General features: G+C 65.6%; 20 protein-coding genes and 2 pseudogenes. 12 read left to right on the top strand and 10 right to left on the bottom strand.

Going from position 1 to position 19,569, the window contains the following annotated elements; genetic code table 11:
• Positions 1–58: 58 nt before the first annotated feature.
• Entirely contained in the window at positions 59–889 is an 831-nt protein-coding gene (locus tag MR1_RS11035; RefSeq protein ID WP_067246363.1) for an SGNH/GDSL hydrolase family protein, read from the top strand.
• On the opposite strand, the pseudogene MR1_RS11030 reads toward MR1_RS11035, so the two are convergent.
• Positions 876–1,349 (bottom strand): annotated as a pseudogene (locus tag MR1_RS11030) (TrmH family RNA methyltransferase); the annotation flags it as partial. The gene MR1_RS11035 and the pseudogene MR1_RS11030 overlap by 14 nt on opposite strands.
• Before the next feature lie 163 nt (positions 1,350–1,512).
• On the opposite strand from MR1_RS11030, the gene MR1_RS11025 reads away from it, so the two are divergent.
• The 6 genes from MR1_RS11025 to MR1_RS19760 all read left to right on the top strand — a co-directional run bounded on the left by MR1_RS11025 (position 1,513) and on the right by MR1_RS19760 (position 4,836).
• Positions 1,513–2,088, top strand: coding sequence for a recombinase family protein (locus tag MR1_RS11025; RefSeq protein WP_067246360.1), 576 nt, complete (start codon positions 1,513–1,515; stop codon positions 2,086–2,088).
• 270 nt (positions 2,089–2,358) lie between these two features.
• Complete coding sequence (locus tag MR1_RS11020; protein WP_067246358.1) at positions 2,359–3,087, top strand: hypothetical protein; 729 nt, start codon at positions 2,359–2,361, stop codon at positions 3,085–3,087.
• A gap of 83 nt (positions 3,088–3,170) precedes the next feature.
• A complete protein-coding gene (locus MR1_RS20540; protein WP_255218136.1) occupies positions 3,171–3,302 on the top strand; it encodes a hypothetical protein in 132 nt (43 codons plus the stop codon).
• Between the two features lie 90 nt (positions 3,303–3,392).
• Positions 3,393–3,545, top strand: a complete 153-nt coding sequence (locus MR1_RS19770; protein WP_157518056.1) for a hypothetical protein — start codon at positions 3,393–3,395, stop codon at positions 3,543–3,545.
• 329 nt (positions 3,546–3,874) lie between these two features.
• Positions 3,875–4,312 (top strand): hypothetical protein, encoded by a 438-nt coding sequence (locus MR1_RS19765; protein ID WP_157518053.1) that lies wholly within the window; start codon positions 3,875–3,877, stop codon positions 4,310–4,312.
• Entirely contained in the window at positions 4,312–4,836 is a 525-nt protein-coding gene (locus MR1_RS19760) for a hypothetical protein (protein ID WP_157518050.1), read from the top strand. Before MR1_RS19765 ends, MR1_RS19760 begins: the two co-directional genes overlap by 1 nt.
• Before the next feature lie 358 nt (positions 4,837–5,194).
• On the opposite strand, the gene MR1_RS11010 is transcribed toward MR1_RS19760, so the two are convergent.
• The 3 genes and pseudogenes from MR1_RS11010 to MR1_RS20535 form a co-directional block, all read right to left on the bottom strand.
• Positions 5,195–5,476: an STAS-like domain-containing protein gene (locus tag MR1_RS11010; RefSeq protein WP_067246351.1), complete on the bottom strand. Its 282-nt coding sequence runs from the start codon at positions 5,474–5,476 to the stop codon at positions 5,195–5,197.
• Positions 5,473–6,438 carry an ATP-binding protein gene (locus MR1_RS19755; protein ID WP_169797679.1) on the bottom strand — a complete coding sequence of 322 codons (966 nt, stop codon included), beginning with the start codon at positions 6,436–6,438 and terminating at the stop codon, positions 5,473–5,475. The genes MR1_RS11010 and MR1_RS19755 overlap by 4 nt, the downstream gene beginning before the upstream one ends.
• Before the next feature lie 220 nt (positions 6,439–6,658).
• Positions 6,659–6,875, bottom strand: a pseudogene (locus tag MR1_RS20535) (TrmH family RNA methyltransferase); the annotation flags it as partial.
• Between the two features lie 299 nt (positions 6,876–7,174).
• On the opposite strand from MR1_RS20535, the gene MR1_RS11000 reads away from it, so the two are divergent.
• Complete coding sequence (locus tag MR1_RS11000) at positions 7,175–8,041, top strand: COG1361 family protein (protein WP_157518044.1); 867 nt, start codon at positions 7,175–7,177, stop codon at positions 8,039–8,041.
• Between the two features lie 39 nt (positions 8,042–8,080).
• Here MR1_RS11000 and MR1_RS10995 read toward each other — a convergent pair whose 3' ends face one another.
• Positions 8,081–9,076, bottom strand: a complete 996-nt coding sequence (locus MR1_RS10995; RefSeq protein WP_067246344.1) for a hypothetical protein — start codon at positions 9,074–9,076, stop codon at positions 8,081–8,083.
• Positions 9,077–9,137: 61 nt separating this feature from the next.
• Between MR1_RS10995 and MR1_RS19750 the strand changes: the two genes are divergently transcribed.
• On the top strand, positions 9,138–9,986 hold the full coding sequence (locus MR1_RS19750) for a DUF4062 domain-containing protein (protein ID WP_157518041.1): 849 nt from the start codon (positions 9,138–9,140) through the stop codon (positions 9,984–9,986).
• A 347-nt stretch (positions 9,987–10,333) separates the two neighbouring features.
• On the top strand, positions 10,334–12,514 hold the full coding sequence (locus MR1_RS10985) for a coiled-coil domain-containing protein (RefSeq protein WP_067246337.1): 2,181 nt from the start codon (positions 10,334–10,336) through the stop codon (positions 12,512–12,514).
• Between the two features lie 125 nt (positions 12,515–12,639).
• Here the strand turns inward: MR1_RS10985 and MR1_RS10980 are convergent, their stop codons facing one another.
• Positions 12,640–13,518 (bottom strand): TrmH family RNA methyltransferase, encoded by an 879-nt coding sequence (locus tag MR1_RS10980; protein WP_067246336.1) that lies wholly within the window; start codon positions 13,516–13,518, stop codon positions 12,640–12,642.
• Positions 13,519–13,641: 123 nt separating this feature from the next.
• Between MR1_RS10980 and MR1_RS10975 the strand changes: the two genes are divergently transcribed.
• Together MR1_RS10975 and MR1_RS10970 are read left to right on the top strand one after the other, a co-directional pair.
• Complete coding sequence (locus tag MR1_RS10975; protein WP_067246372.1) at positions 13,642–14,469, top strand: Sir2 family NAD-dependent protein deacetylase; 828 nt, start codon at positions 13,642–13,644, stop codon at positions 14,467–14,469.
• The gene (locus MR1_RS10970) at positions 14,466–15,062 is read left to right on the top strand and encodes a histidine phosphatase family protein (RefSeq protein WP_067246333.1); all 597 of its coding nucleotides are present in this window, start codon (positions 14,466–14,468) and stop codon (positions 15,060–15,062) included. Before MR1_RS10975 ends, MR1_RS10970 begins: the two co-directional genes overlap by 4 nt.
• A 26-nt stretch (positions 15,063–15,088) precedes the next feature.
• On the opposite strand, the gene MR1_RS10965 is transcribed toward MR1_RS10970, so the two are convergent.
• The 4 genes from MR1_RS10965 to MR1_RS10950 are packed head-to-tail and all read right to left on the bottom strand — an operon-like array spanning position 15,089 to position 19,568.
• Entirely contained in the window at positions 15,089–15,892 is an 804-nt protein-coding gene (locus MR1_RS10965; protein ID WP_067246331.1) for an HpcH/HpaI aldolase/citrate lyase family protein, read from the bottom strand.
• A complete protein-coding gene (locus MR1_RS10960; RefSeq protein WP_067246328.1) occupies positions 15,889–16,392 on the bottom strand; it encodes a MaoC family dehydratase in 504 nt (167 codons plus the stop codon). Before MR1_RS10960 ends, MR1_RS10965 begins: the two co-directional genes overlap by 4 nt.
• A 10-nt stretch (positions 16,393–16,402) precedes the next feature.
• Entirely contained in the window at positions 16,403–17,593 is a 1,191-nt protein-coding gene (locus tag MR1_RS10955) for an acyl-CoA dehydrogenase family protein (protein ID WP_409366251.1), read from the bottom strand.
• Positions 17,583–19,568 (bottom strand): ATP-binding protein, encoded by a 1,986-nt coding sequence (locus MR1_RS10950; protein WP_067246326.1) that lies wholly within the window; start codon positions 19,566–19,568, stop codon positions 17,583–17,585. Before MR1_RS10950 ends, MR1_RS10955 begins: the two co-directional genes overlap by 11 nt.
• Between the last annotated feature and the right edge of the window lies 1 nt (position 19,569).

Raw genomic sequence — 19,569 nt, 5'->3', positions numbered from 1 at the left:
GCTAGGCTCGTTCCCGCGGCCGGTGATCCCGGTGCCGATATCCCCCTGGAGGCAGCGCATGAGCGTGCAGGAACCGCCCCGAACCCCGTTCGTCGAGAACGAGACGCCTCACCCGTGGCGTCGATTCGTCGCCGTCGGAGACTCGTTCACCGAGGGGATCGGCGACCCCGACCCCTCCGTCCCCGGCGGTCACCGGGGATGGGCGGACCGCGTCGCCGAGGTGCTCTCGTCCCAGGTCGACGACTTCGCCTACGCGAACCTCGCGGTGCGCGGCAAGCTCATCGCGCAGATCAGCGACGAGCAGGTGGAGCCCGCGATCGCGCTGAGCCCCGACCTCATCTCCGTCTGCGCGGGCGGGAACGATGTGATCCGTCCCCGGACGGATCCGGACGAGATCGCCGCCCAGCTCGACGATGTCGTGACCCGGCTGTCGCGCACCGGCGCCGCCGTGATCCTGTTCACCGGGATCGACACCGACTTCACCCCGGTGTTCCGCCCCTTCCGCGGGAAGGTCGCGATCTACAACGAGAACGTGCGCGCGATCGCCGACCGTCACGACTGCATCGTCGCCGACCAGTGGGGGCTCAAGGCGATCCAGGACACGCGGTTCTTCGCCGACGACCGCCTGCACCTGAACGCCCTGGGGCACCACGAGGTGGCCCGCATGGTGCTGCGCGCGCTGAACGTCTCCAACGACCTCCAGTCCATGCAGCCCGACCCGCTCCCGGTGCGCACCTGGCGCGAGGCTCGGGCGGGCGATCTGGTCTGGGCACGGGAGCACCTCGTTCCCTGGGTCCTCCGGCGGCTGCGGCACCAGTCCTCCGGCGACGACATCGAGGCGAAGCGTCCCGCGCCGGCCCCGGTGGCCTCTCCCGTCAGCCCGGACTGATCCCGCCGCCCTGTTGCGGCGCAGGCGGGTGCCCGAGCGCCCACAGGACGACGGCGGCCGTCGAGGCGATGTTCAGCGAATCGACTCCGCCGGACATCGGGATCGTGACGACCGCGTCCGCGGCGGCGATCGCGCATCGGGACAGCCCGTCACCCTCCGTGCCGAAGGCGAGCGCGACCCGGGACGGGCGGGAGGCGGCGTACACGTCCAGCGGCACGGCGGTCTCATCGAGGGCGAGGGCAGCGAGCCCCATACCGATGCCGTCGAGCCCGCCCCGCAGCTGCTCCCAGGAGTCGAAGCGCGTCCACGGCACCTGGAACACCGTCCCCATGCTGACGCGGACGCTCCGCCGGTAGAGCGGGTCGCCGCATCGCGGCGAGACGAGCACCGCGTCCGCTCCGAGACCCGCAGCGGCCCGGAAGGCCGCCCCGACGTTGAGAAGGGTCGCAATTCGCTCTAACTCGAATTTTGGTGAATCGACTCGGGGTCGAAGCGCTGGCAGGACCACCGTTCGTCGGTCGTTCCCCAGGTCAGCGGCCCGTTTCGAATGACTGTGATCGGGACGCCGGAGAAGACGTGTTCAATAAGGGTATGCCGTCCGCGACCTCCTCAAGTTGTTCTCGATGGTGAGGTTCGTCGGTCTGGTTCGAGTGACGAACGTCGCGGATGAGGTCGAGCATCAGCGGGCGACGCTGCATTCCGTTTGCGCGCAGGTCTTCGAGGAAGAGGCGAGTAGGCGGCTGCTGATCCGTTCGCGCCCTGGGCTTCAAGCTGCTGTGGGCGCGCTCGGGACCGACGACGTGCTCGTGATCGTGCGCGTCAAGCACCTCGCGCAGAACATCATCGATGGGTGGCGCGTCCTGCTCTACCTGCTTCGACAAGGCACGCCAGTTCGAGTGCTAGAGGGAAGTGACGCAGGCAGTTACAGGGCGGAATCCGAGTTCAACGCCAATGCGCGAGAGATCACTCGGATGGAGGCGAAGATGCGGAGCGACGGGATCAAGAGGGGCATGGAAGCCGCTCGTCAGCACGGCTCCGTGATCGGCCGTCCGCGCGTCGTGGACGAGCAGATCCGGCTGGCGATCCTGTCTCAGCGGCACAAGGGCGCAGCCCTCCGTATCATCGCGCGGAACGTCGGAGTCTCCGTCGGCACCGTTCACGCGGTCCTTACCCGCGGCGCTCAGGCGACATCGCATTGACCAAGGGCCGGCCGATATAGAGCTCTCTCGCTAGACGTACTGCAGAACGACAAGTTCCGTAGCATGACGATTCCGACGTGCCGCCTTGCCTGCGGCGAGCAGCTACCCGCAATGCGCCGCGCTCGGGAATGGCGTTGGGGGCGCTGCGCTGACCGAGGTGGGTACGATCGTCCGCAGGCAGCAGCCGCAGGCTCGGCGTGGACATTTTCGAAGCGTGGTCCGATCGCTGTGAACGACCGCTCCAAAACCGGCAACACAAGAGGAGCTCGCATGAAACGCGCGTACGAGGACGACCGGGACATCATCGACCATGTCGCGGATGTCGAAGACGCTGACGTGTGCTTCTACCCGGCGGAGAGCGGCCTGGCCCATCGATTCCTGGCATCACTCAGAGGCGGCTCCTTTGTCCAGCGAGAGCGCCCCGATTTCGAGGACACCGTGGCAATGCTCCTGTTGGAGGCGATGGTCGTGGACGATCACCCGCGTCCGGGCAGGAAGGACAGGACGCGGATGCGGGAGAGCGAGGTGATCCGCGAGCTCGAGACGTCTGGGCTCGACGTCCATCCTGATGCAAAGGTCATCGCCTCGGTCAGCAGCGGACTCCCGACGGACAAGGACCACAACTACCGGGCCTACGCAGATCACTTCACGCGCACGGTGCTCAAGCACGCTCGGAACTCGGAGGTCTACCGCGCTGAGAGACCGGGGTACGAGTTGGGCTTCATTGTGTTCGACGAGTCCACCGCTTATATCGAAGGCATGGGCGAAGGAGATGTGGTGACAGGTAGACCGCACGCATGGTTCGCCGACTCCGCCTTCGTGGACGCGATCCAGCGGTCCGAAGCGGACTGCTTCGTGTGGGTGACTCCCTACAAGCGCCTCGAAACAGACGCCGGCGTCATCCCGCTTCCGGCGATGACGATCATTGACGTCGCCCTCCTGAACAAGTCCGAGCACTTCGTCTACGACGCAGGTCGGATGGTCTCGTCGGACAGATGACGCCGCAGGGGCGGGCACAAGCACCCCATAATGGAGGCTTGACCCGAACCCCTCTCCCGCTGCCAGCCGGTAAGGAGCACCTGATGGCAATGAGCCTGTACGAGTTCCTGGTCGATCATCCGGTCGACCGAGCCGTTGTCGACGCGCATAAGCGGTGCATGCTCGACGCAATCGAGGAAGCGCGATATGACGATGCCGAACAAGCAGAGGACTAGCACGCAGCCGATCATGTGACTGGCCGGTGCGCGCTCCTAGCCCGGCGTCGATGTCGCGACTCGCGGACCGGCCGCTGCTGAAAGCACGGCATGAGCATGAAGCTCACCTACAAGAACGAGCAGGACATCGTCGACCTCACGTCGGACGTTGATGATTCGGCAGTTTGCTTCTACCTGGCCCAGAGCGAGGTCGCCCACAAGTTCCTGTCCTCACTTCGTAGCGGGGACTTTTGTTCAGCGTGACCGCCCCGATTTTGAGGGCCCCACTTCGTCGCTGCTCTTGGAGGCGATGACGGTCGATGACCACGCGCGACAGGGCAGACAAGACAAGACGCGGGCGCGAGAGGGGGCGGTGCTCCGGGAGATCTAGGAACTCGGACTCGACGTCCACCCAGAGGTAACCGTACGGCTCCGTGAGCAGTGGCCTGCCGACCGATCAGGAGCACATCGCTCGCTTGACCGTACCTTGAGCCGCCGACTTCGCCCACCACGTGCACCCGAACGGCCCGGCAACAACCCGTGTCAACGTCTGTACGTACAGCGACGTCGGAGCCTGAACCTAGTCTTCGATCATGACCACTTCAGATCTAATCCAGCTTGCCGCCGTTCTCGCAGCCGTAGCTGCCGCGATTATCGCTCTGATTATCTCGGGGCTCGACCGCAGGAATGCGCGCCGGATCGCTGATGCAGACAGAGCAAGCGCACTTCGGCACTCGCACCTAATGTTCGAGCTTGAAGCGCTGACACGGCTGACGCAGAATCTGAATGGCGGTGGATCGTCCGATGATCTCGAGCAAGCACGAATGAGCGCGGAAGCACTCACGCTCGTTGGAGTCCTCAGCCCTGAACGGGTCCCTGAGCTTTGGGAGCGGAAGGTCGGTAACGACGACCGCTTGCGCGCTGCGTTCGCCGACCCGGAGATGCCGGAGTACAAGAAGGAAGCTCTTGAGGCGCAACTTGCGATTAGCGCTGTTCTCCGCGAGATCCGCAAAGAGACCGGGGTCGCCTGATGGAGGTCGCCGCACTTGCGATCGCGATCTTGAGCCTTATCCTGGCAGCGCTCGCTCTGGGCTGGCAGGTTGCGGCTTGGGCCCTGGACGGACCTCGCCTTCGCGCCACGCTCCAGCACGGAGTCCTGGGCCGCGGCGGCGCTGTTGTCTCAACCGTCGGCCGCAATAGCAAGTTGAGGGACATGTCTTCGATGCGCGAGCAGGGTTGGAATGGCCCGGACGTTATCGCGGTCAACGTCACCAACCACGGCAGGTCGCGTGCGAAGATCACGCGCTTCGGCATCCAACTGCAACGAGGCGGAACCAGCGCGCAGTACCCGGAAGGCAACGTGTGGTCACCTCAACTGCCGTACTGGCTCGAACCGGGCGAGTCCGCAACTTGGTACGCCGAGTTGCAAGACGCGAAAGCCCTCATCAGTGCCACACGTCAGACGATTCGGGCTGACGCCGGAGGCGTATTCATAGCGATCGAAACTGGGACAGGCAGAACCGTCCGTACACGTCGACGCTTGGAGCTTTCTTGAATCGGCAGGCCGACGAATCGCACGCGCTGAGTCCGACATCCATGTTCATGCGGCCGGTTTGTGAGTTCACCATGTCTGGTGGATCCATCACCTGGCACACGGGGCAGGCACCATGAGCGGCGGTAAACACAGAAAGTCGCCAGTATTGTGATCGCGCGACGCTGGGCTAGGCTATGGTGCCCCAGCCGACTCCGAGGGACATGGGTCGATACACGTCTTAGGGAGCTGGAACGCGGCCGCGCATGATCTCCATCCGTACGTAGCGCGATAGAAGGGCTCGCGTCGTTGCGTGGGTGCAGTAGGACATACCCTACGAAGCGGCGGACCTAAACAGAGCCCGAACTTTCGCATTCTCGGTCTACTCGAACTCGTCCTGCGCGTACTCAACCACTATTTCAATGAGCGAGCGAACGCTCTCGTTGCAGTTCTTAAAGTCGATCTTATCGAGGTATTCCGGGTTGTCCCGAACAACTCCCGCGATCATGGCGTGAATGAAGGATTGAGTAGCGAGATCGACCCTCGCAAAGTCGAGAACGGCTCTCTTCTTCTTCGCGAGGTTGACACGGATATAGTCATCGCGTATCGAGGCCGCCACGTCCTTGTCTCCCGCGAACGCGCCACTCACATCAAAAATCTTCATACGAACCTTGCCCTCGTTCGTTCTCGCTTCGACTTGCGCACGTTCACGTGATAGACCTGTCGGATTTCCTTCAGCAATTCACTGAAGGCAAGTGTTTCCTTCACCGTGATGTCAACGCCGACAGCTGTGCCACTGAAGGTGAATGGCAACTCCCGCCACCTCACACGATCGTCGTCCAACTTTGAATTGATTGTCGGTATGCCCTTCGACGCGGGCTGCGTCAGCAGCTTCATCAAACGGTCGCCCGTGACCATCACCATGTGATGCCTCGCGAGGGTACTCATGGCCTTCATGAAGAACAACCCCGCGCCTCCATTGGTCTCGTTACCACCGAAGTTTGCAGTGGTCCCCGTGACTCCTGGTTGGAATGCGAGTTCTATAGCTGACTTATGGTCAGCAACTGAATGGGAGCGACTTAGCGAGTTCTTTACACCGATCCCCGAGTCTGCAACGCCGATGAGCAGGCGACCCGACTTTGTGACCTGCGCGGCCGCTATTGCGCCACGTTCGCCAGCACCAGCGTGTTCGAGCACATTTCGTATCAACTCGAATAGCACATACTTAACCGAGTCGGCCTCACCCGGCGTGGCGTGCAGCAAAGGAACGAAATCGGTTACGAATTTCGTCAGGTCGGCGTTATTGTTAATACGAGTGAGCGGGATGAATCGCCCCGAAGGATCGTGCTCAACGACTGGGAGGCCGGAATTCACATTCATAAGTTTGAATAGGCCCATTCGCTCCAGGTATCGTGTGCTGTTGTTTGCGACGAGACCCTCGACCGACGCCGTGCCTCCGTTCGCGTGGCAATTATCGGCGAGCGCCGCGATCATGCATAGCACGAGCGGATGCAGAGAGAAGAGTCCTTGCTTGGGGGCGAAAACGAGGTCGGTCCGACCGTCATCTGTAATCAGCGTGAGGAAGCGCTCAAGGTCGGACAGATAGGCTCTGTCAGGTAGTCCCACGCGCATACGGCCCTCATCCCTCCTCGACGTCTGCTTGGCACAACATAGCACCAGGGAGGGGTATCCAAGTGATGCGTCCCCCAGTACTCGGATTCAACCGAACCTCGGGTGTGCGTAGCGCCTCTGCGATGGATGATCTTTTGATGTTCCGCCGCCCGAGCGTTGAGGGGTGAAACCTAGGTCCCGGTGATCGCGCCCAGGAGATCCTCCTCAACAGAACTCACCGGGATGCGTAGAACGTGACTACCGAAGCAGCGGCAACGTTCAGCGAGTCAACGCCACATCGGAATCGTCACACGGCGATCGAGCAGCGCGTCGGTGCGAGCTGTGATCCCGAAACCCTCAGATCCGAAGACTAGAGCGAGCTTCTCATGGTCTTCGGCAACGAGCTCGTCCAGCGTGATCGCGCCCTCCCCCAACGTCATACCGGCGACCACGACGACGTTCCCGGCGCAGAGTCCACACGCGGAGCGTCGCACGAGTCTCACGAGTCTCACGACGGGACGCGACGAGCGCGACATGGATGGGTCCGAGGCTCACACGGGTGCTCGTCATGCGTTCATCCTCCCAGGGTGGACAAGCCGTCGATTTCATCATCGGCCAACTCACGCAGGTGCAGCACGCGACCGGTCGTCCACGACTCCCGGATCCCAATGCCCGAGGACGGCAGAATAGCCGAGCACGGCTCGGCGCGACTCAGGATTGGCCGACCGCTAGCGTTCCCTAGGATCGACTCGTGAACCGACGAGCCGCATGGACAGTGATCGCTGCCATTGTTGCCTTTGCTCTCTTCTGCATGAGCGTGCTGCTATGGGGATCCTGGTGGCGATTTCCAGGAATGCCAACCGCCGAAGAATGGTCGGCGCTCTTCGGCGCGACCGCGCTGATCGCTCTCGGGTTCGCTTGGTATCAGATCCGCCAGGTCGATCAATCCAACAAGGCCCTGATCGCCTCCAACGAACATTCCCAGCACGTGAACGCAGAAGCAGTCAGACCGCGCGTTCAGGTCGCGCTTCGCGCTGACCGGACCGTCTCGAAAGAGCGAGGCGGTCCCGTCACGGGGACTCTGTACATCGCCGTGCGCAACATCGGCGTGAGCCCCGCGATTAACGTGAAGCTGCGCGTGTCGCCTCCGTTCACGTCCTTGGAGACCTTCTTCAAGCCCGGAATGATGGGCCAGCACTTCGAGGAAGTGAACCGGGTGTTCAACGGCGAAACTGCCTTTCCGACGCTGAACCCGGGGAACTCTTACATCTGGTTCCTGGGACGCGCACCCGAGCTCTTCGAAGACTCTGCGCATATTCCCCGTCGCTGGACCGTCGAGGCGGAGTACACCGGCACGATATCGGACAAACCTTTCCACGACACGTTCATCTTGGATCTGGACGTCGAGAAGCGCATAGAGCTCCCGGTGGACCCGCTGATTCGCATCGGGAAAGACATTCAGGTCGTGGGCGAGAAGCTGGAGCGCATCAGGAACGCGACGCCCCGAACCTTCAACTTGGGCGAAGAGACGTTGGCAACGCTCCGCCGACCTCAATCAGCCTTCAAACCGCGCCTTCGCATGCGTCAACGTCAATTCAGGGGACGCATCGATCCGTAGATGAAGTTCGTGAGTCGCTCGCCCGCGAGGCGACTCACGTCAGTAGCTGCCTGCAGTCCAGTAGGCGTACAGCTCGCCGGCATCCGTAATGCCCCTTCGATAGCCGATAGCCGACATCCACCCGACGGCGATCTCGCAGAGCTCGCCGGTCGTGGACGCAAGCTGATCCAACGTCATGGGTTGATCGGCTGGACTCAACCGATGAAAGGCCGCGCTCCATTTCGCCCAATGATCCGCCAGGTATCGGTCCCACTTCTCAGGAACCGGTCGAGGAACCAGCGGAGCGGCGGCGTTATCCAACCCGACTTCCGCAGACAGGTACGCGATGACCCGTATGAACGCGCTGACGGCATGATCGCTCGCCTCCGCGTGTTTGGCAATGTCTGCACGCCAACCTCTGCTTGCGGCCGCCAGCGCGGATGACAGGTGATCGAGTGCGCCTGGCAGACCTTCAACATGAGAGTACGGCGAGAGGATGTTCTGACGCACATGTCGCTCAATACGAAAATCATCGATGTCGCGAGCCACGATGTGCGACCACCCCGCCACTGAGGGGTCGAGGTCAGCGAGCTCACGATAAACCTCGGCGTTCTCCCCTCGAGTCATGAGAAGCGCGTGACCAGCTTCATGACGCCCGAGATGCCTTGCGGTGGCAAGGGCATGTTCGACCACCTCTTCAAGTGAGTCCGACTCGATGGGCGGGAAGGCCAGGTTGCTCGCGTCGAGGATGAAAAGGAAGGTTCCATCTACCTGAGGCAATGTGAGGCCGCCGACGTAGCCCGCGCCGCGGGTCGTCGTGTACCCAAACTGCTGAGATCGATGATTCAGTGCGTTTACAGTGGCGCTCAGATCGCCGGTCAGAATCAGTCGCCAGCGGCTGGGATCGGGCATCAACGCAAGAATCTGGGTCGCGATCTCGCCGAGAAGGTTGTACCTGTCAATCAGAAGACCCAATGCCAAGTTGAGCACGTGGCTTTCTCCGACATGTTCAAGCGTCACTGTGAACTCCCGTGCCGCGTCGCCCTTCTCGTCCATACTTCCGTCTTAGCCGGTGCCTCCGACGTTCAATGTCCGAACCGCTTCCTAGAGTGTCTGTGTGACCCAACTCGCAACTGTCGTGAACGTGATGATCGCCTCCCCATCGGACATCCCCGCCGCACGAGACGCCGTCGATCGGGCGCTACGGAGTTGGAACAGCGCCAACACGCCTGGCCGCGGGTTCGTTCTGCACCCACTTCGCTGGGAGACCGACTCCGTGCCGATGCTCGGGCACCACCCGCAAGCCATCCTCAACGAGCAGCTCCTAGCCAAGGCCGATATCGTCATCGCGCTTTTCGGGAGTCGCGTCGGGAGCGAGACGCCGAACAGCATCTCCGGCACCGTCGAAGAGATCGAAGGCGCTGTCGCGAACGGGAAGCCAGTGCACCTCTACTTCTCCGAAGCACCCCATCCCGCCGATGTCGACCTCGCCCAGCTCCAGGCGCTGAGGGACTTCCGCGCTGCGCTGCAGGAGAGGGGCCTGTACGGGAGTTTCGAGAACGAGGACGAACTCCTGACGAAGGTCTGGAGCGCGGTCGAGCTGGACCTTAGAGACATCATCCAGCCGCGCCACACGACCCCCTCACGGCCCGCTCCGCCAAGTGAGCGGTTCCTCATCCAGGGCCAGAGGGAACGTGAGCCCAAGGTGGATGGCAAGGGCCGCGTCCGGTATGAAACCCGCCGCTGGGTCGAAATCACAAACCGCGGGTCCGATGATGTGACCGACGTCGTGATGGAAGCGGCGAGCGACGGGATGCTGCTTCCGGGATGGGAGCAGCCAAGAACGGTGCACGCCGGGCAGAAGCAGACCGCAGCGTACTGGCTCCACATGGGCGGCGGAGTGCCACGCGTCCGTCTGAAGTGGATGGAGAACGGTGAACCACAGAGCAAGGAATACGACATCTAACATACGGATGACGCTCTCTCAGAGCAGCGACGAGAAGCGGAACCTCGATGCGTCGAAGACCACGTAACTCGACGTTGCCGCCGTGGCAGTTTGTCGCGCAGGCGTTCCAGCGTTGGCGCATGTTCTCGGCCCCGTCGGCCTTGCCGACGTAGTGACGGCCGTCGCGCGTGCCGGTGATGAGTAGGTACCGACGACTGACGACAGCGCCGTTCGCCACGCGGCATGGCAGTGCTCGCGCATGACCCCCGGGCCTTGTCGCGCAGCCTGTCGGTAAGGTCGCTGGCTGCTTTCATCCATACAGCCGACCGATCCGGCAAGAAGTCTGTGAGTGCCAATACGCTGATGGCATGAAGATGCTGAATGTTGAGCTGACCAACTGCCACGGGATCCGATCGCTCGACGCGAAGCTGGACTTTGGCGGCAGGAACGCGGTTGCGATTTACGCGCCCAACGGCACTATGAAGACGTCGTTCGCCCGTACTTTCAAAGACTTTGCCAAGGGCGAGGAAACCGTCGACCACGTGTTCCCTGACCGCGCATCATCACGCTCCATTACCGATGAGAACGCTCAGTCGCCCGATCCGGATGACGTGGCCGTCGTTCTCTCCTACGACGAGGAGCTGGGGCCAACGGAGTCCACGTCGACGCTGCTCGTCAATCCGGCGCTGCGCAAGGAGTATGAGGCGCTCCAGGTGTCGTTGCTCGACGCCAGGGACGCTCTGGTTGTTGCACTGGCCGCCCAAGCGGGGACGAAGCAGGACGTCATCGCAACTGTCTCCCGGGTCTTCACGCAGAGCGAGGACAAATTCTTCGACGCACTCATTCGCGTCGAGTACGAGATCGAACAGCTCGATGACGCGCGGTTCGCCGAACTACCGCACGACCTCCTCTTCAACGACAAGGTGGCCACGGCGCTCAAGGGTCCCGGTGTTCAGGCGCAACTCGCGGACTACGTGACCAGGCTCAATCAGCTATTGGACGAGTCGACCTTCTTCAACCGCACTTCATTCTCGTACTACAACGCGACCAACGTGACCAAGAGCCTCGGGGCCAACGGCTTCTTCCAGGCGCAGCACTCGTTGCTGCTGCACGGCGAGGATGAGCCGCGCCGAATCACAAGCGATGCCGACCTGCAGGCGCTCATCACGGAAGAAAAGGCGCGGATCAGTGACGACGCCGCACTGCGCAAGAAGCTGGACGGCGTCGAGCGCGCCGTTCAGCGCAACGAGGACACGAGGAAGTTCTTCGAGTTCATCGCCAGTCGGGAAGATCTGCTTCCGGAGTTCGCCAACGTCGAGAACTTCCACCAGGACGTTTGGAAGTCGTACCTCAAGGCACACGAAGAGGCATTCAAGCGAGTCGTGGAGTGCTACAAGGAGACAGAGGTGCGCCGTAAGGAGATCGAGCGGCAGGCGGCGACCGAGAGCACCCAGTGGGACAACGTCATTCGGATCTTCAACGAGCGATTCTTCGTGCCCTTCACCCTCCGGGCGGAGAACAAGCACCGCGTCGCGCTCGGACAGGAGACCATGCTCAAGCTGGTCTTCGAATTTAACGATGGCGACGAATCCGCAGGCGTTGAACGGGACGAACTGCTATCAGTGCTGAGCAACGGGGAGAAGAAGGCGCTCTACATCCTCAACGTTCTCTTCGAGATGGAGGCGCGTAAGGCATCGGGTCGAGAGACAATATTCGTCATCGACGACCTCGCCGACTCGTTCGATTACAAGAACAAGTACGCCATTATCCAGTACTTGAAGGAGATGTCTGATCACGCGAACTTCAAGCTGATTCTCCTGACGCACAACTTCGACTTCTTCCGCACCCTGCTCAGCCGTGGCGTTGTCGGTTACAACAAGTGCTTCATGGCGCAGAAGGGCGAAGGCAAGGTGACGCTCGCCCAGGCCAGCCACGTTAAGAACCCGTTTATCAACGGCTTCAAGCAGAATTTCTTCGACAACGGCATGCAACGCATCGCCTCGATCCCGTTCGTTCGCAACATACTCGAGTACACGAAGGGCGAGGACGACCCCGACTACCTGACGCTGACCTCGCTGCTGCATTGGAAGGCAGATTCCGCGTCCATCGATAACGCCGAGCTCGACCGGATTTTCAACGAGACGTTCCAGGTGAGCGAGAAGAAGTCCTGGAAGACCGGCGACAGGCCGGTGATCGACCTCCTGCTCGAGCAGGCAGAAGCGGCGCTCGTCGCTGCGGAGGGCATCAACTTCGAGAACAAGATCGTGCTCTCGATCGCCACACGCATGGTTGCGGAGAAGCACATGGTCGAGGAACTTTCGGACCTCGCCTTCACCGATGGAATCACGGGGAACCAGACCCATGCCTTGTTCCGGGCTTTCAAGAGCCGTGCGCATGGCACCGCGGACTCTCTCCGCGCTCTCGACGATGTGGTGCTCATGACCCCAGAGAACATCCACGTGAACTCGTTCATGTACGAACCGATCATCGACCTCTCGGACACGGCCCTTCGGGAGCTCTACAGGCGGGTCAAGGAGCTCGCGGAATGAGAAGCGTCGGCAATGCACTTCCTTCTTGGCTTGCGAGAAGAGCATTCTGAGAGCGATGTACACGCCACCACATCAAAATGGTCGGCCAGGATATCGATCAGGCCTGAATCGTGGACGTGTCGGGATCACCTCGTCGCATAGAACGTGACCGCCGAAGCCGCTGCGACGTTCAGGGAATCCACGCCGCCCATCATCGGGATCGTCACTCGGCGATCGAGCAGGGCATCGGTGCGAGCGGTGATCCCGAATCCCTCGGAGCCGAACACAAGAGCGAGCCTCTCGTGGTCCTCGGCAACGAGCTCGTCCAGCGTGATCGCACCCTCTCCCAAGGTCATCCCGGCGACGACGTACCCGGCATCCTTGAGCACGTCCATGCCCGCGGGCCACTCAGGGATACGTGTCCACGGGACCTGGAAGACGGTGCCCATCGACACTCGCACGGAGCGGCGATAGAGCGGGTCGGCACAGTCGGGCGTGACCAGGACAGCATCCACGCCCAGCGCAGCGGCAGATCTGAACAGAGCCCCGACGTTCGTATGATCCGTCACGCCTTCCAAGATCGCGATGCGAGACCGATTCTTGGCTTTCGGTGTTTTGGGACACCTCACGTTCGTGTGATCCCGCACGTCCTCCAGGACGAGCACGGTGCGCGCCGTCGCCAGCACCGCGTCGAGCGACGGCAGGGCGGGGCGGTGCATCGAAGCCAGCGCGCCGCGATGCACGGCGTATCCCGTGACCCCCTCGGCCACCTCGTCGGGGACGAGGTAGACCGGCGTCCGCCCATCGGCTCCGAGCAGCGCCTCGATGCCGGGGAGCCATCGCCGCTGGGTGAGAATCGCACGCGGCCGGTGGCCGGCGCCGATCGCCCGGGCGATCACCTTCTCGGACTCGGCGATGTACAGGCCGCCTTCGGGCTCGCTCCGCTGCCGCAGGGCGACGTCCGTCAGCCCCCGGAAGTCGTCCAGCCGGGGGTCGGCGGGGTCGTCGACCGGCACGAGATTCATGCTTCCACTGTGCCATCGAACTGTGCCATCGAACCCCGGTGCCCGTGGTCGTGGGTCGTCGTCCGCCGGTCTCCGCTCCGTCGGCTCGCCGTAGACTCGAGGGCGGGAGGATCCGTGACCACGATGACGGCGGCGCAGAGCGCGCAGCTGCGCGACGCCGCCGACGTCCTCCGAGGCCGTCGACTCGCCTTCCTCACCGGGGCCGGGATCTCCACGGAATCGGGCATCCCCGCCTATCGCGGGGTCGACGCCCCGCCGCGGCGCGCGCCGATGACCCTGCAAGACTTCCTCGGCTCGGACGCGGCACGCCGCCGGTACTGGGTCGGCGGACACCTCGGCTGGCGCTCCTTCCGCGCCGTCTCGCCGAACGCCGGCCATCGTGCGATCGCCGAGCTGGAACGGCTCGGCCTGTCCGGGGGCGTCGTCACTCAGAACGTCGACGGGCTTCATCTGCAGGCCGGCTCCGCCCGCGTCGTGGAGCTGCACGGCACCATGCGCGGCGTCGTCTGCCTGAACTGCGGTCAGCATCTTGCGCGCGACGCCGTGGCCGCGCAGATCGACCAGCGCAACCCCTGGCTCTCCGTGCCCGAGAACGTCGTCCTGAACCCGGACGGAGACGTCTCGCCGCGCACGACCGAGGGGTTCGTCCTCCCGACGTGCACCGTCTGCGACGGCATGCTGAAGCCGGACGTCGTCTTCTTCGGCGAGTTCGTGCCGCGGGAGCGCTTCCGGACCGCCGAGTCGCTGCTCGCCTCCTGCGAGGCGCTCGTGGTCGCCGGCTCCTCGCTCGTCGTCAACTCCGGGATCCGGATCATCGAACGCGCCCGACGCCGGGCGCTCCCCCTCGTCATCGTCAACCTCGAAGCCACCCGCGCCGACGCCTGGGCCGACGCGACCGTCGTCGCACGGACCGGCGAGGCCCTGCCCGCCCTTCAGGAGCTGCTCACGTGACCCTGCTGACCCTCATCCGCCACGGCCAGACCGACTGGAACCTGGCGCGCCGGATCCAAGGATCCACCGACATCCCCCTGAACGAGACGGGGCGCGCCCAGGCCGCCGACGCGGCGGCGATGCTGCGGGGTGAACGGTTCGACCACGTGTACGCGAGCCCGCTCGTGCGCGCCCACGAGACGGCGGCCATCATCGCGGCGCACCTGGGGCTGCCGGCGCCGCTCACGACCCGCGGGATGCGGGAGCGCGAGTTCGGCGACGGCGAAGGGCTCCTCGTCGCGGACTTCCTCGAGAAGTACGGATCCTGGCACGGCGAGGTCCCGGGCGCGGAGACGCTGGAACAGGTCACCGAACGGGCGCTGCGCTCGCTGGAACGGATCGCCCGCGCCGCGCGCCAGCGCTCCGCCCCGCGCGCCGAGTCCGTCCTCGTCGCCACGCACGGAGGGGTCATCCGGGCGTTGCTCCTGCACGCCTCCGGCGGCACCCTCCCGAGGGACGGGGACCTGCTCGGCAACGCCTCGGTCCACCGGTTCGTCGCCGAGCGCGGCGGCATCCGTCTGCTCACCGAGGTGGGCGTCTCCGCACCTCTCTGATCGCGGGGTCCGTTCCGCTCAGATGCTCAGATCCGGGCGAGCACGGACCGGGCGTGACGCAGCACCGGTTCGTCGACCATCCGACCCTGGAACCGGAAGACGCCGCGCTGATCCGCCGCCTCCGCGAGCACTGCCCGCGCCCATGCGACCGTCTCCTCGTCGGGCCGGTATGCCGCCCGGATCACCGGCACCTGGCGTGGATGGATGCACGCGGTGGCTCGGAAGCCCGAGGCGGCTGCATCCTCGGCCTCGCGGGCCAGCCCCTCGTCGTCCGCGATGTCCAGGTGGACGGCGTCGATCGCCGCCGCCCCGTGCGCGCCGGCCGCCAGGAGCACGCGGGAGCGCGCCTCACGGGCGACGTCGCGATAGCGTCCGTCCGCCCTGCGGCTCGAGGTGCCGCCGAGCGAGGCGACGAGGTCCTCCGCGCCCCACATCAGGGCGGCGACGCGCGGATGGGACGCGAGCTCGGCCGCGCGGACGACGCCTCGCGCGGTCTCGCACAGCGCGATGAGATCCCGGTCGCCGAGCGCGTCCAGGGCCGCCGGGTCCTCCGCCTTCGCGACCATCACCGTGCGCACGGGCGTGTCCGCGAGCATCGCGAGGTCCTCGGCGAAGTCCGCCGTTCCGGGCGGGTTGACGCGCACGATCACGCGGTCCGCTTCCTGCACCGCGGACGCGATGTTCCGCCGCGCCTGCGCCTTGGCCTCGGGCAGCACCGCGTCCTCGAGATCGAGGATCACGGCATCCGCCTTCTCCCGCGCGCCGGCGAACCGCTCCGGGCGATCCGCCGGGCAGAACAGCAGCGCGGGCCCCAAATCGAGCGTCTTCATCGCTCCTCCGCCCCGGCGCAGCGCACGAGGACGGTGCGCGACGCCGTCGCCACGACGACCCCGTCCTGGTTCCGGCCCGTGTGCGCGATCGTGCAGATCCCCTGGCCCGGCCGCGACGCGGAGAGGCGCTTGTCCGTCACCACGCTCTCCGTGTAGAGCGTGTCCCCCGCGAACAGCGGATGGGGGAAGGCGATCTCCCCCAGCCCGAGCTGGGCCACCAACGTCCCCTGCGTCAGTTGGGCGACCGAGGCCCCGACCATCGTCGAGAGCGTCCACATCGAGTTCATCAGCCGCTGGCCGAACGGCTCCTGCGCGGCCGCGAACGCGGCGTCCAGATGCAGGGCCTGCGTGTTCATCGTGAGCGTCGTGAACAGGACGTTGTCGGCTTCCGTCGCGGTCCGTCCCGGCCGGTGCAGGTAGCGCGCGCCCACGACGAACTCCTCGAAGTACAGCCCGCGCTGGACGATGTCCTGCGTCCCGGATCCCGCCTCCTCGGTCATGTCCGTCACGCTACCCGGCCAGCCCCAGCGCCCGCGCGATCACGAGCAACTGCACCTCGGTCGTCCCCTCGCCGATCTCGAGGATCTTCGAATCGCGGTAGTGCCGGGCGACGGGATACTCGTTCATGAACCCGTTCCCCCCGAAGATCTGGGTCGCATCGCGCGCGTTGTCCATCGCGGCCTCCCCGGCGACGAGCTTCGCGATCGCGGACTCCTCCGCGAACGGTCGTCCCGCGTCTCGGAGCCGGGCGGCGTGATGCCACGCCAGCCGCGCCGTGTGCACGCGGGCGCGCATCCGCGCCAGCGTGAACTGGGCGTTCTGACGCGTGCTCAGCGAGGAGCCGAAGACGGTCCGGCTCTTGGCGTAGTCCACGGCCGCCTCCAGGCAGCCCTCGGCCGCTCCCGTCGCCAGGGCGGCGATCGCGATCCGGCCCTCGTCGAGGATGCTGAGGAAGTTCGCGAAGCCGCGCCCGCGCTCTCCGAGCAGGTTCGAGGCGGGCACCCGCACGGCGTCGAAGGTCAGCGGGTGGGTGTCGGAGGCGTTCCAGCCGACCTTGTCGTACGCGGGCTGCACCGTGAAGCCCGGCGTGCCGTTGGGAACGATGATCGTGGAGATCTCCTTGCGGACCCGGCCGTCCGCCTCGCTCTGCCCGGTGACCGCCGTCACGGTCACGAATCGGGTGATCGGGGTGCCCGAGTTCGTGATGAACTGCTTGGTGCCGTCGATCACCCACTCGTCGCCGTCGAGCCGCGCGGTCGTCCGAGTGGCGCCGGCGTCGCTGCCGGCCTCCGGCTCGGTCAGCCCGAACCCCGCCAGGGCCTTCCCTGCCAGCAGGTCCGGCAGGTGCTCCTCCTGCTGCGCGGCGGAGCCGAACCGGTACACGGGCATCGCCCCGAGGCTGACGCCCGCCTCCAGAGTGATGGCGATGGACTGATCCACGCGCCCGAGCGCTTCGATGGCCAGGCACAGCGCGAAGTAGTCGCCGCCCTGACCGCCGACGTCCTCGGGGAACGGCAGTCCGAACAGCCCCATCTCCCCCATCTGGGAGACCACGTCCATCGGCAGCTCGTGCGCGCGGTCGGCCTCGTAGGACCGCGGGGCCACCACGGTCTCGGCGAACTCCCGCACCATGCCCGCGAGCTCACGCTCCTCCTCGCTCATGTCGAGCGCCATCGTCTCCGACAGTCCCTCACCGGTCATCGTCGTCCTCCTCGTGGGATGGGGTCTGCTCGATGCGCGCGACGATCTGGTCGCGACGCACTTGGTCTCCGACGGACACCGACACGCGGACGGTGCCGTCCCGGGGCGCGAGGACGGGGTGCTCCATCTTCATCGCCTCGATCGAGAGGATCCGGTCGCCGGCGGCGACCGCCGACCCGTCGGGTGCGTGCACGGCCACCACCGCGCCCGGCATGGGCGCCCGCATCTCCGGCGCCCTGGCAGCGACGTCGCCGCGGCGCTCCGCCCGTCGTCGCTCCGATGCCGCTCGTCGGCCGATGGGGGTGAGAGCGGTGGCCACGCCGTCCGCGTGCACCCACACCGTGCCGTCCTCGGCGTGCGCGGCCGGCACCGTGACGAGCTCGTCGTCCTCGTCCGGGGCGACCTCGGCGGTCAGGAGCGCGTCGCCCCAGAGGAAACGCATCTCGCCGGGCACCGGATCCGCTCCCAGGCGCCATCCTCTCCGCGTCGTCCATGGCGGCGAGGCGTGCGCGGATCCCGGCTCTCGCTCCGGCACCGCCCCCGCGGTGCGTGCAGCGGCCCGCAGCGCCGCGGACGACGGCGCGGGGTCGGCGAACGGCGGGAGCCGATCGATGAGGCCGGTGTCGAGGTCGCCGCGGCGCACCTCGTCCTGAGCGAGCAGCGCGCGCAGGAACGCGATGTTCGATTCGACGCCGAGGAGCACGGTCCGCGCCAGGGCGGCGTCCAGGCGGCGCAGCGCCTCGTCCCGGTCCGGTCCGACCGCGATCACCTTGGCGATCATCGGGTCGTAGTCGGCGGAGACCACGCTGCCGGTCTCCACGGCGGAGTCCGTCCGCACGCCGGGCGCTTCCGCCCACGCCAGCACCTCGCCGGCGGCGGGCAGGAAGCCGCGCGCGGGAGCCTCCGCGTAGACGCGCGCCTCGATGGCATGGCCCTCGAGGCGCACGTCCTCCTGCGCGATCTGCAGCGGCTCCCCCGCCGCGATCCGCAGTTGCTGCTCGACGAGGTCGATCCCGGTGACGAGCTCGGTCACCGGATGCTCGACCTGGAGCCTGGTGTTCATCTCGATGAAGAAGAACTCGTCCGGCCGTTCCGCGGAGACGAGGAACTCCACCGTGCCCGCGCCGCGGTAGTCGACGGACGCGGCGGTCGCGATCGCCGCCGCGCCCAGCCGCTCCCGCGTTCCCGGGTCGACGATCGGGGACGGCGCCTCCTCGACGACCTTCTGGTGCCGCCGCTGGAGGGTGCACTCGCGCTCGCCCAGGTGGATCGTCCGGCCGTGCGCGTCGGACAGGATCTGCACCTCGATGTGCCGCGGCCGATCGATGAGCCGTTCCAGCAGGAGGGTGTCGTCCCCGAAACTCGCCCGCGCGACGCGGCGCGCCGTCGCGAGGGCCTCAGCCAGCTCCGCGGGGTTCCGGACCACCTGCATGCCCTTCCCGCCGCCGCCGGCCGAGGGCTTGACGAGCAGCGGGTAGCCCGCGGCGTCGGCGGCCGCGGCGACCTCCTCGTCCGACATGCCCGCGGCGCTGAAGCCGGGCACGATCGGGACCCCGTGCGCGGCGACGTGCTCCCGGGCGCGGATCTTGTCCGCCATGACCTCGAGCGCCTGTGGGCCCGGCCCCACGAGGACCAGGCCGGCCGCCGCGCACGCCTCGGCGAAGGCGGGGTTCTCGGACAGGAAGCCGTATCCGGGGTGCACGGCCTGGGCGCCCGTGACCAGCGCGGCGGCGATCACCGCGTCGATGTCCAGATATGACTCCGCGGCGGGCGGCGGTCCGATCCGCACGGACTCGTCCGCCTCGCGGACGTGCGCCGCCGACGCGTCGGCGTCGGAATGGACCGCGACGCTGCGGATCCCGAGACGGCGCAGCGTCCGGATGACGCGGCGGGCGATCTCGCCGCGATTGGCCACGAGGACCGTGTCGAACAGGGGCGCGACGCCCTCGGAGCGCGATGGGGCTGAAGCGGTCATG

The organism is Microbacterium resistens NBRC 103078 (genome assembly GCF_001552355.1).
Taxonomy (GTDB): domain Bacteria; phylum Actinomycetota; class Actinomycetes; order Actinomycetales; family Microbacteriaceae; genus Microbacterium; species Microbacterium resistens.
The sequence above is the reverse complement of the archived record's forward strand: the minus strand, read 5'-3'. Positions and strand labels throughout refer to the sequence as shown.